Origin of the sequence: Agathobaculum ammoniilyticum (genome assembly GCF_025567315.1) — a bacterium.
Classification (GTDB): Bacteria; Bacillota; Clostridia; order Oscillospirales; family Butyricicoccaceae; genus Agathobaculum; species Agathobaculum ammoniilyticum.
This window is the reverse complement of sequence record NZ_JAOQJE010000008.1, coordinates 88,300-98,548: the sequence shown is the minus strand read 5'-3', so window position 1 is coordinate 98,548 and position 10,249 is coordinate 88,300. Positions and strand designations below refer to the sequence as shown.

Sequence of the window (10,249 nt, the reverse complement as noted above, 5' to 3'; positions counted from 1 at the left end):
TGCCGCGACAACCAGCGGGACGGAAACCTTTATTCGCGCGAGCTGGTGCGGGAGAGCGTTGGCCTGCGCACGAACCGGTATGAGAAGCTGGCCAACGTCTGCTATGACAGCGGCGCCGGTATGATGTACCACGATACCGTGCAGGGCGACCCGCTATTGGATGTGGACCAGCTCTGCACAGACATGGAGCAGAAATTCGGCGTGTTCCGGAACTGCCTGGGCCGCAGCCAGATAGACACGGTGCTGCTGCACTATCTGAAGGCACTGGACGCGCTGCCGGTCTCGGTCTATGGCAAGCTGTATTTCATCCCGCGGGACAAAATGCACCAGGTTGGCCTGTTCGAGGAACTGATAGAGCAGCTGAACCATGCCAACCGGAACGACAAGGCGCTGGTGGTGAACAGCTTTTTTGTGGCTGACGATGCAAAGCAGCGTGAAAAGATGGCCGGCGAGTTTTATGCACTCGCACGCAGGGAGGCGCAGGAGTACCAGGAGAAGGCAGCTTACCTGATAGACAGCGGCTGCCAGAGCGCGGCCATCATGGAGCGCTGGATCCGTCGTATTGAAGATCTGAAGGAGAAAAAGCAGCGCTACGAGGCGCTGTTCCAGAAGGAGCTGACGGAGACAGACGAGGAATTTCATTCCCTGCAGCTGTACCAGCAGGAATTGCAGATACGGTCCCAGGGGATACGGGCTTTGAAAGCAGCCTGAAAGCACACTCTATTTATAGCGTATACCGAAAGGAAAGGCGTGCATAAGCACGCCTTTCCTGAATAATAAGTTCCATTTATATTTTTTAGTACCTTAGCTAAACCGGCTTCAAAGGGGTTTCTTGTAATCAGGCAAGCGTATCTGATTATTTTCAACCCAAGCAATTAGACAGCTTTTAATACGCGTGGAGCTGCATTACTAAGTATGGATGTTATACCGTACTCTCATATAATGATAACGCTTGTATTTCACGCCTAACTTGAAACAACCAAGTAGAAGTGATAAAATAAGCAAAAGTGCTATAAGGAAGTGGAGGGAGACACTATGAAAAATTTAATTTCCGTTAGTTTAGCTTTTTTACTAACTTTTACATGTTCACTTGCCGCACCATCTTCATGGGCAGAAAACGATTGCGATGAAGCCGTTAAACTCGGATTAGTTCCTGATCATTTGCAGAATTCATATCAACAGCCTATCACACGCGAAGAATTTTGTGAAATGGCAATCTCTCTGTTAAACGTATGTGGATTAGATCTTTCATCTATAGATACATCGCATTGCCATTATGCTGATACCAACTCTAAATATGTTCTACAGGCAACAGCTTTGGGAATAGTAAACGGTGTCGGCGGTACCGGAACAACTTCTTTATTCGCCCCAAAGAAATTGATCACACGTCAAGAAGCTGCTACCATGCTATATCGATTAACCCAAACAGCAGTGATTCCAGATGCCGATGCCAGCCTTCTGGCTTCGCACACCTGGTCTGACAGAAACAGCTCACCGGAATATTTATCTGATGGAGTGGAGAAATCTCATTTTTATTCCTGGGCATTAGACGGCATAGCTTTTTGTTACAATTCAGGCGTCATGGTTGGATTGCCAAACAATAAATTCGGTCCAAACGATTACTATACTATTGAGCAATCTGCAATTACCTTTCTACGCTTATTTCGATGGGCCGAGTCTGATGGCAAAAACAATAAGGCTTCACAAACCATTCTGATCGACACAGATGCGACCACTCAAACATACGGTTATACTACATTATCTGGGGAAGTGTTGGTGCCAAAAATCCTTCCGATCCCTCAAACCTCTACAACGGACTTTGTTTGGGATACGTCAATTCCACATGGCAAATATATTAAGCTCTCATCTGATATGGGGGTTAAAATTATGAGTATAGACGGCCAATTTGTGAATACTGTTACAGAATTAGAGGATGTCACATTTATTTCGGATAAATGTGCATGGATTTTTTATACCAATGATACGAGTGCAGTAATATCACTGCCCTCAGGGAAAGTTCTATATGAAAATGTTTTGTATGTTTCCCCCCTTTCAGATGAACTGTGGTCTATCAGCTTCGGTGATGATGAGTCCTCAAAGTGCGGTATCATCAATGGTGCTGGCGAAATGATAGTCGATCCTGTTTATAAATATTTCAGCAATGTGTATCAAGATTGTTTTGTAGCCATTACTGACATGTCCACCTCTCCTGCCCTGTATGATTCAAACGGTAAATTATTATCCCGCATCAGCGGAATAGAAAGCTTAGAACAGTCTTATTATCTGAACGGATTTGGTCCTTATCTTGTATTACAGAACTCTTTCGGGCAGATATCTATATTCCATTATGATGGTACTGTTGTTTTTGACTGGGGACAACTTGAATCCCCTAACATTGAATTCATGCAGGAAGGTCTAATAAGCGGGCGTTTAAATAACACTAGCAGAGGTGAGCGGCATCTATTTGATTTTTCAGGCAACGTGGTATCCAAGCCATTTTTAGACGATAGTGAAGGTGAAGTATTGTATGGCCGCTATATCATGGACATATTAGAAGGCAATAGCTATATCAGTTGCCTTTGCGATAAGGATGGAAACATTTTAAGAAAGAATTTGCAGGGGGTTATAAGCGATGGAGGAAACTGTATTGCTTGGATAAGCTTCGAGCCTGACCCCTCTGACAAAAACCATTATATTAAATATGCTATCGTTGCTGACGAGAATGGCCAGGAATTATTTCGGGCATCTAACGCAGAATCTATAAGTTTTCAAGATGGCCTAGTTCGTATTTCATATCCAGACAAAACTATCCGCTATTACTCAACAAGCGGAGTTGCACTAAACTAGTTAATAAGCCAAGCGCTATCTGCTTTACGCAGATAGCGCTTGGCTTTTAATTATGCGTCTTCAAAATACAGTTTAAGGTCTCCTGTATTACCGCCAACCAGAACAAGCGAAAGCTGGTTTAGACTGTCAAGGCGAACGGTATATGGATTATTCTTTGTAATATTAGAATAATCATACCATACTCCGCCGTTTGCTCGTGCCATAAAGCAACAGTTGTTAGCACGGATCGGTGCAATTTTAGCAATTCTATTTTTGGTGCTAACAAAGTTAATATCATATACACAACCGTAGTTGCCCAGACAGAGCCACTTTGTATTTTTGCCATCAGCTCGCTGTGTACCAATACCATCCTTGCCGGCAGTTGCCTGACTTGCAGAAAGGGGATATTCTCCAGGATTGAACGTGAGCGGACTAGATACCGTAGAATCGCCTTCGGTAGCATATAAAAGATATTGTCTTCCTACAACCGGTGTAATAGTGCTGGTTGACCGGTGATTATAAGTGAATACTGCCGATGTGCGATTAAGGTTATCGTCTTCTGCCCGCACAAGATTAGACGCAGTCGGGGTACTGACGTAGGTGCTATCATAAAAAACGACATATGCTACAAGCCCAGAGGTCATTGCCTGAATTTCCACTTTTCCGTTAATTGTAGTCGGCGCACCAACCGTCTGTTTACAAATTACGCGTCCCATGTTAGGGTTAAGTGGCGAATCTTGTGCACTGTTAATGGAACTCTGATAGAAGCTTTTATTGCACTTAAGCGCAATTGCCGCACTTTGTGAAGTCGATCCTGACTGACCAGATATACGGCGTATAACATATCGCGCTGCAGTAGTGCCAGTATTGGCAAGGTACACACCAAAAGTCAAATTACCGCCAGATTGGTTGCTATGGTAGTACTCAATATTTACAATCTGGTTAACTGGCAAATTATACTTTACTGTGTAAAGGCACTTTTTACGCCCACTTCCAAGTGTGGTACCTTTAATAGCCTCAGGTGTATTAGAGTACACCAGGGTACTACCGTTTGCAGTATAGGCAACAGGGGTATAACTCATAATTCATCTCTCCTATTATTTTTTACTTAAAATTCTATTGGGCCTAACGCGTAGCTGCTTTGCCCAAGCAGTTGCACGGAATTTCAAGTTCATCTATAAAAGAGAAAAAAAAGCGCAAAAGTAAACATAAGGGAAAAAAAGAGAAAGCACTATTGTGCTTTCTCTTCCATATGAAGAAACACTTTAAGGCTGCGCCGCATCTTCCCAAGAATCGCATATACCGTGGTAGTCGCAATACCAAATATCTGTGCCAGTGATCGTACGCCTATACCGCTTAAATACAACAAAAAAATTTTTCGATTCCGCACCTGTTGCATAGCAAGAAAAATTTCTATTTTTTGTATTTGTTCAACCAACATAATGTGATTTTCCGGATCCGTATCAGCCTCAAGCATAGGTACCGGTACCGCTCCAGATGTAGGTGCTATCCTCATGCGCTCACATAAACGCAACCAGTCGTACGCCCTGCATCTTGCTGCCAGTCGAAAATATTGTTTCAAATGCTGCAGATTCATCACTTTGCGCATAGAATGAGACTGAAGCAATTCCACAAAAAGATTTTGAACTATATCCTCACTTAAATCGTGATGATGAACAATATATTCAACTAATTGCACAAGTTCAGCATAATAACGTTTGTAACATTCTTCAATTGTAATTTGAATTGAAGAATCAATTAAGTAAAATCCTATAACGACCGGTCTACGTCGTAACTCATTCTTCTCCTGACTCAAATAACGCATCATTCATAGCCTTAATTTCTTCATCTGTATAATAGTCGCTTGCCCATTTCGTATCTACATTATCCATTGCGATTTGGTGAAGCGTTTCCTGAATCCCTTCGACAGGTAGTTGGTCACGGCCATTGGTATAGTAGTGTTCTCCGCTACTTTCCTGCTTTGTAAACTTACCTTGGTTGTTACCCAAAATGATGTAATAAGTGCCTGTTTCGTCAGACTCCTCTGCAAGAAACAATAAGGCCGTTTCATTTTCTGCCAGCGATGGGTAGCTAGAAGATGTTTGTATGGTGTTTCCAATCCGCCCGATATCGGTTCTTACGACGATTTCTTCTGCATCTGATATGTTTTTGATTCCATCTGTATCACAAAAATAAATATTTAATGGTTGTACCTTTACATCCGTATGTATTTGATCGATTTGATCCCCATTTTCGTCAACATTCCATTCGCTTTCACTTAATGATTTCACATTGACCTCTGCAACCAAGTCAGCTTTGGTAACCATTTCTTCTAACGACATATATGCCGTTATGGCATCAACCCGAATGGAAACGGTCTTAGGTAAGGCGAAATAAGCCAATATTCCACAGCAGAACACCATTGTAAAAATCGCTAACTTTTTCATTTTGCCTCTCCTCACACTTTAATAGATAGCATTGATGCCGTTTTTGTCATCTTGTGCTAATGTTCGTTTCTTCGTTTCACCTACACTGGTAACCGAATACATTGTGCTGTCTGATTTTGAGTTTTCATCGTTAAGACCTAAAAGATGGCCGAGTTCATGTGTAAAACAATTTTGAAAATCATATGCATTAGGATCACCTGTAGTGGACCATGGATATGCAGTATTAACGTTGATATCCACTTCTGTATTATAGGCTATTACACCGACAATTTTTACTTCTGTCAAGCGGGTATCCATCATCATTTCATTTTTTCCCATATTGGTATGTGTGATCTGATTTGCACCGTTTTTCAACGGAAACTGCGTGTTGCTGTGTGTACTACTTGATCGTGTGACCAGACTTCCGGCCCCTGCGCCGTTCCATGCTGAACATGCGCTTGAAATTGCAGAGTTGATAGAACTGCTAAACCCCTTATATGGCACTACTTGTGTTGGGACAGGAGTAAATCCACCGGCAGCCAAGATTGCATAGGCATGTGCCGTAACCATACCAGCAAAGAGCGCTGCAGTCAGGCACACAGCGAAAGGTATTCTCTTTTTGTTTTTCATAAATAAACACTCCTTAGTCTGTTTTGTAGGTCCTACAATATAACAGACTAAGGAGTACTATCTATTTGATGCAACAATTCAAAGCCTTTTCGATTTTTTCTGGCTTGCAAGGCCACGCCATAGAAAGATAATCGCGCAAATTAAAAAAACTGCAAACAAAACAAAGAGAACTGCTATGAATTCAGGATTTTGAATCTTGTTTAGGAGGTTTAGTCCAAATACATTCGAAATAGCGTGCGATCCAGATAGCTGGTTTTGAAGTAAGAACCGATATCCACCAAATGTTCCCAGGCACAAAAGTACGCTTATAATAGAAGCCATATAAAAACGGCTCGCCCGCTTTTTCAACGTTGATTTCTGCCGACTTCGGAATATCTCACTTCCAACATGTTGTTTGATCTGCTTTAACCTTTCATCATCTTCTGGCAAAAGATGAGCCATATACTTTTGTAACAGCTCCTGATCGCGATCACTATTTGTCATTTTGTTCACCCATAATTTTTTTGATTTCCGTTCGTGCTCGGGAATATCGGCTGCGAACAGTAGCTGGATTCATATGCAACTCATCTGCAATCTCGTTGAAGGTATAGCCCTGATATCTAAGAGACATGATTTGTTGTGTATCTTTTTTTAGTATTGACAATAAATCCTTGATATATATTTTGGAAACAATGCTATCTTCTATTCCGCTGCTTGTAGGCATCGCATGCTCTGACTCGAAAACCGTCTCAAGTGATGGCAAACTTGATAAGCGTATTTCGCGCTTTTTCAAATATGAAATAGTTGTGTTATGCGTCACTGTGGTCAGCCAACTGGTAGCACCAAATCTCGGTAACTTGTCAGGCGACAACATAATAATGTTGATAAAGACCTCTTGAAAAATCTCTTCAGCAATATATTTATTATCTGTAATATTCAAGATATGAAAATAAATAAAATCACCATAATCGCTATATAGATTATCGACTGCTTGCTCATCACCTTCAGCTATGCGCTTTAGTAAACGATATAACTTGTGATTTGCTAACGCCTCATTAATTGATGCCATATTGCAATAATCCCATCTAATTAAGCTCTTCCAATTCATTACGTAACAAAAGTGCTGGCAACAGTGTTTTTGATACATAATGCAACTGTTTTGGCGTACAACGTGCAAGTTGATTTCCAATCTCGCCGAGTGCCATTAAACTCTCCTCTATCTGAGGAGCATCCATATATACTTCAATCCCGTCAAGGAGATAATCCATAGACACATGGAATGTTCGCGCAATTGATCTCAAAGCACTGACTGTCGTATGCTGTGTGCCTCTTTCGATACGGCTCATACTGTTAGAGGAAACACCAACTATCTCTGCTAACTCTTCTTGTGTAAGCTTCAGAGAATCCCGTAATGTTTGAATGCGTTTTCCGCAAGCCATCCAATCTATTTCCATAGAACCCTGACACTTTCTTTGGTTTTTTATTATTATGTCAGATTTATTCCAGAATTTACACGACACGACATGTCTAATATAACTTGCATATTATGTATAGACATACTTCCCCTTTTTCGTATGAATATACCCGCTATACCACCAATTATATTACGCATCTTAACCAAATTTTTCTAATGTTTTTTTCAAATAAATTTTTCTGATATTATATTTGTTAACTCCCCAAAATTCGTCTATTTATTTACTGCGTAGTTTACCGTTTGGACTTTAACAACGGTTTACATTCGCAGTCTTTTTTTATCATTACTCGTTATCCATCGAAAGCATGGATTTCGGGAGTGATTTAATTGTTGTTAGAAATGCTTCGTAACGCTCAATCCGGCTCAGACGAATCCACGATGATGATAATTGAGAAATTCGACCCTATTTTGCGAAAATACGCCTCGCTATTGTATCGATGTAACGATCCTTATGAGGAGCTTCGATGTCATCTGATTCGACTAATCAAAGAAACCCCTTGGGAAGATATAAAGATCAAAAACGAAGGGGCATACACGAATTACATAGTTCACTCGCTACATAACGCATATCTCTGTAAGGTTAAAACCCCTCCCCTCGAGAGCAATCTTTCGTCTTTTACGGAAGATCAGGAGTACAAGATTCTCTCCTCAATGTCTGTAAGTGACAATTATGACGATTTGTTGAAGGAAGAACTCAAAGATGTACTCTCTAAAAGAGAATTTGAAATCGTGTATTGGACATGTCTTCAGGGAATGCCAAGCGCATGGCTTGCGAAACGACTGAACGTATCTCGTCAATATATAAATCAGAACAAAAAGCGTGCTTTAAACAAACTGAGCGCGTATTGGGGAATAACCCGGCGAAAGGGAGTGGACACATAAATGGATACTTTTCGGGCAATTGGTCAAGCTTATGTTTCTATCATTGGTGCTGCAATAGGCTGGTTTTGGGGAGTGGGAAGTCCTATACTCTATATGCTATGTGCATTTATGGTCATTGATTATATTAGTGGTGTTATGATCGCTATTGTGAGCAGAGGATTATCCAGCGCCATTGGCGCACGAGGTATTTTCAAAAAGATATTAATATTAGCTTTTGTTGGAATCGGGCATATGATTGATGCTTATATTATCGGCAGTGGCCAGACGTTCCAAACAGCTATTATTTTTTTCTATCTTTCAAACGAGGGTATATCCATTATAGAAAACGCCACTAAATTAGGGTTGCCTGTTCCAGCAAAGTTGAAAGACCTTCTGGAGCAAATAGACAATACAAAAGATTCAAATGAAAAATAATTGTTTTACATTGATAATTAGATAACTCGTTCGAAAAATAGTACAATCTTTATCTTTTATTGAGTCCGGCAGATTTCACTGCTGGACTCTTTTTCGTTCTGATTCCATTCCAGTAAAGATGGCCGGTTTTGGCTTTCCGCATAAAGGCTTCACGTTCAGGTACAATATCTATATCAATCAAACTACAGGTCTTAAAATAACGGAAAGAGAAATCTTGACGGAATAAATCATGGCTTTTGGCAGGTATCTGCTGTCCGGCATGCATGTATAGCCGGACAATCAGCCGGGGGATTGGTTCTATCTGGCTGTGTAGGAGGCCACCAACGGCCGCGACTTCGACCGCAAGGAATACATCCATGAGCATTGGACAAAGCTGACCGACCATCCCAACTGGGAACAGTATCAGTAAGACGTCTGCCGCGGCAGTCCGGTAAAAAGGAATAAAGAAAGTGTGGGGCATAAAAACAGGCAGGTATTGCAGCCGCAATACCTGCCTGTTCCTTCATTTGGAAGATGCCTTTACATGGGGTACCGCCGCTCTTTCCGTATCGCTACCCAATTTTCCCCTTTATTTTACCCCGCAGCCATTTCCTGCCATCCATGTACGAGGTTATCTCCACATTCACGATATCCTCCGGACGGAATTGACTGTCTTCAAACTGCCTGGCATAACGGCAAACGACCGTACAACCATCCGTCAGCCTCGCAAACACGCCGCCCTTATATTTGCTGATGATAGTGGCAAGCCGTGTCGAACCCACAGGATGACGGTACTCCGCCCCAATATAAGGATCAGGCGCGGCGTCCTTTACCGAAATTTCCAAATTCCCCTCGTCCACCGCTATCACTTTTGCTTTCAGCCTTTGTCCCGGCCGGTAAACAGACCGCAAGTCCCCAAGGCAGGAGTAGGACAATCCGGATTGAGTCACCGTATAGTCAAAGCCATGACAGGACATCGTCAGCAGGCCCGGCCCAACACTCAGGATCTCACAGCTTGTTATGTCGCCGGCCTGCAGTCTCTCAACCATTGTCATTTGCCATCTCCTGCGGTCCATTGCCCGTACCCGTGAGGCGATGGCAAATTCATTCAGCCGGTCTACTGCTATAATCACAAAATCCACATTCGCCCCGCCCATATGGTTGAGTAAGAAGCTCTCTCTTTCCTCGCCCGGCCACCATATCAACGGCTCCGGAATCAGTATCTTTGCACGGTACGGCACAACCACAATGCAAGGAATCTCATCCGATCCGTCGCCAACTCCCCCTGCGCTGTCCATGGAAGGCGCCGCAATCTTCTCTACGCCGATCACAGTTCCATGCAGCAGCGCTCCGGACCGGTAGGAAGCATAAATGCTGTTCCATTCTGTCCGTCCTTCGGGAGTCAGTTCCTTATCCAGTTCTTTATAATCCGATTCAAAAAACCTTTGCCGTGAGTTTTCCAGCCATTGCTGCATTCTCTGGTCAATCCCCATGATGTTTTCCCTCCAAACTTTTTATTTTCAGGCGGCCTGCGCTGTCTGTGTATGCCGCTACACACGGTACATGTGTCCCGATCCGTTCCAATTGTCCTTCATCTGCCAGAAGCATCACCTGTAAGGTCTTTATCTGCGCTTTTTTC

At 42.5% G+C, this 10,249-nt stretch carries 13 protein-coding genes; 4 read left to right on the top strand and 9 right to left on the bottom strand.

Annotated elements, in window-relative coordinates:
• Together OCV66_RS10115 and OCV66_RS10110 are read left to right on the top strand one after the other, a co-directional pair.
• On the top strand, window positions 1-711 hold a 711-nt coding region (locus OCV66_RS10115; protein WP_262564402.1), incomplete at its 5' end, for a DUF6744 family protein.
• A 324-nt stretch (window positions 712-1,035) separates the two neighbouring features.
• Window positions 1,036-2,847 carry an S-layer homology domain-containing protein gene (locus tag OCV66_RS10110; RefSeq protein WP_147574238.1) on the top strand — a complete coding sequence of 604 codons (1,812 nt, stop codon included), beginning with the start codon at window positions 1,036-1,038 and terminating at the stop codon, window positions 2,845-2,847.
• Between the two features lie 50 nt (window positions 2,848-2,897).
• On the opposite strand, the gene OCV66_RS10105 is transcribed toward OCV66_RS10110, so the two are convergent.
• The 7 genes from OCV66_RS10105 to OCV66_RS10075 form a co-directional block, all read right to left on the bottom strand.
• Window positions 2,898-3,908: a hypothetical protein gene (locus tag OCV66_RS10105; protein WP_147574237.1), complete on the bottom strand. Its 1,011-nt coding sequence runs from the start codon at window positions 3,906-3,908 to the stop codon at window positions 2,898-2,900.
• A 149-nt stretch (window positions 3,909-4,057) separates the two neighbouring features.
• A complete protein-coding gene (locus tag OCV66_RS10100; protein ID WP_262564399.1) occupies window positions 4,058-4,642 on the bottom strand; it encodes an RNA polymerase sigma factor in 585 nt (194 codons plus the stop codon).
• Complete coding sequence (locus OCV66_RS10095; RefSeq protein WP_147574235.1) at window positions 4,623-5,273, bottom strand: hypothetical protein; 651 nt, start codon at window positions 5,271-5,273, stop codon at window positions 4,623-4,625. Before OCV66_RS10095 ends, OCV66_RS10100 begins: the two co-directional genes overlap by 20 nt.
• Window positions 5,274-5,291: 18 nt before the next feature.
• Window positions 5,292-5,882 carry a matrixin family metalloprotease gene (locus OCV66_RS10090; protein WP_147574234.1) on the bottom strand — a complete coding sequence of 197 codons (591 nt, stop codon included), beginning with the start codon at window positions 5,880-5,882 and terminating at the stop codon, window positions 5,292-5,294.
• Window positions 5,883-5,960: 78 nt separating this feature from the next.
• Entirely contained in the window at window positions 5,961-6,365 is a 405-nt protein-coding gene (locus OCV66_RS10085) for a hypothetical protein (RefSeq protein ID WP_147574233.1), read from the bottom strand.
• Window positions 6,355-6,930: an RNA polymerase sigma factor gene (locus tag OCV66_RS10080; protein WP_262564396.1), complete on the bottom strand. Its 576-nt coding sequence runs from the start codon at window positions 6,928-6,930 to the stop codon at window positions 6,355-6,357. The genes OCV66_RS10085 and OCV66_RS10080 overlap by 11 nt, the downstream gene beginning before the upstream one ends.
• Window positions 6,931-6,946: 16 nt before the next feature.
• Window positions 6,947-7,315: a helix-turn-helix domain-containing protein gene (locus OCV66_RS10075; protein WP_147574231.1), complete on the bottom strand. Its 369-nt coding sequence runs from the start codon at window positions 7,313-7,315 to the stop codon at window positions 6,947-6,949.
• Between the two features lie 359 nt (window positions 7,316-7,674).
• Here OCV66_RS10075 and OCV66_RS15625 point away from each other — a divergent pair, with 359 nt between their 5' ends.
• Both OCV66_RS15625 and OCV66_RS10070 read left to right on the top strand, forming a co-directional pair.
• Complete coding sequence (locus OCV66_RS15625; RefSeq protein ID WP_407933174.1) at window positions 7,675-8,217, top strand: sigma factor-like helix-turn-helix DNA-binding protein; 543 nt, start codon at window positions 7,675-7,677, stop codon at window positions 8,215-8,217.
• Window positions 8,218-8,631 (top strand): phage holin family protein, encoded by a 414-nt coding sequence (locus OCV66_RS10070; protein ID WP_147574229.1) that lies wholly within the window; start codon window positions 8,218-8,220, stop codon window positions 8,629-8,631. It begins immediately after the preceding gene.
• Between the two features lie 49 nt (window positions 8,632-8,680).
• Here OCV66_RS10070 and OCV66_RS10065 read toward each other — a convergent pair whose 3' ends face one another.
• Both OCV66_RS10065 and OCV66_RS10060 read right to left on the bottom strand, forming a co-directional pair.
• Complete coding sequence (locus tag OCV66_RS10065; RefSeq protein WP_147574228.1) at window positions 8,681-9,118, bottom strand: hypothetical protein; 438 nt, start codon at window positions 9,116-9,118, stop codon at window positions 8,681-8,683.
• 64 nt (window positions 9,119-9,182) lie between these two features.
• Window positions 9,183-10,103 carry a hypothetical protein gene (locus tag OCV66_RS10060; RefSeq protein ID WP_147574227.1) on the bottom strand — a complete coding sequence of 307 codons (921 nt, stop codon included), beginning with the start codon at window positions 10,101-10,103 and terminating at the stop codon, window positions 9,183-9,185.
• Between the last annotated feature and the right edge of the window lie 146 nt (window positions 10,104-10,249).

Excerpts from the sequence above, each read along its gene's own strand:
- OCV66_RS10110 (WP_147574238.1), top strand. The coding sequence starts at position 1,036 with ATGAAAAATTTAATTTCCGTTAGTTTAGCTTTTTTACTAACTTTTACA.
- OCV66_RS10105 (WP_147574237.1), bottom strand. The coding sequence starts at position 3,908 with ATGAGTTATACCCCTGTTGCCTATACTGCAAACGGTAGTACCCTGGTG.
- OCV66_RS10095 (WP_147574235.1), bottom strand. The coding sequence starts at position 5,273 with ATGAAAAAGTTAGCGATTTTTACAATGGTGTTCTGCTGTGGAATATTG.
- OCV66_RS10090 (WP_147574234.1), bottom strand. The coding sequence starts at position 5,882 with ATGAAAAACAAAAAGAGAATACCTTTCGCTGTGTGCCTGACTGCAGCG.
- OCV66_RS10085 (WP_147574233.1), bottom strand. The coding sequence starts at position 6,365 with ATGACAAATAGTGATCGCGATCAGGAGCTGTTACAAAAGTATATGGCT.
- OCV66_RS10080 (WP_262564396.1), bottom strand. The coding sequence starts at position 6,930 with ATGGCATCAATTAATGAGGCGTTAGCAAATCACAAGTTATATCGTTTA.
- OCV66_RS10075 (WP_147574231.1), bottom strand. The coding sequence starts at position 7,315 with ATGGAAATAGATTGGATGGCTTGCGGAAAACGCATTCAAACATTACGG.
- OCV66_RS15625 (WP_407933174.1), top strand. The coding sequence starts at position 7,675 with ATGCTTCGTAACGCTCAATCCGGCTCAGACGAATCCACGATGATGATA.
- OCV66_RS10070 (WP_147574229.1), top strand. The coding sequence starts at position 8,218 with ATGGATACTTTTCGGGCAATTGGTCAAGCTTATGTTTCTATCATTGGT.
- OCV66_RS10060 (WP_147574227.1), bottom strand. The coding sequence starts at position 10,103 with ATGGGGATTGACCAGAGAATGCAGCAATGGCTGGAAAACTCACGGCAA.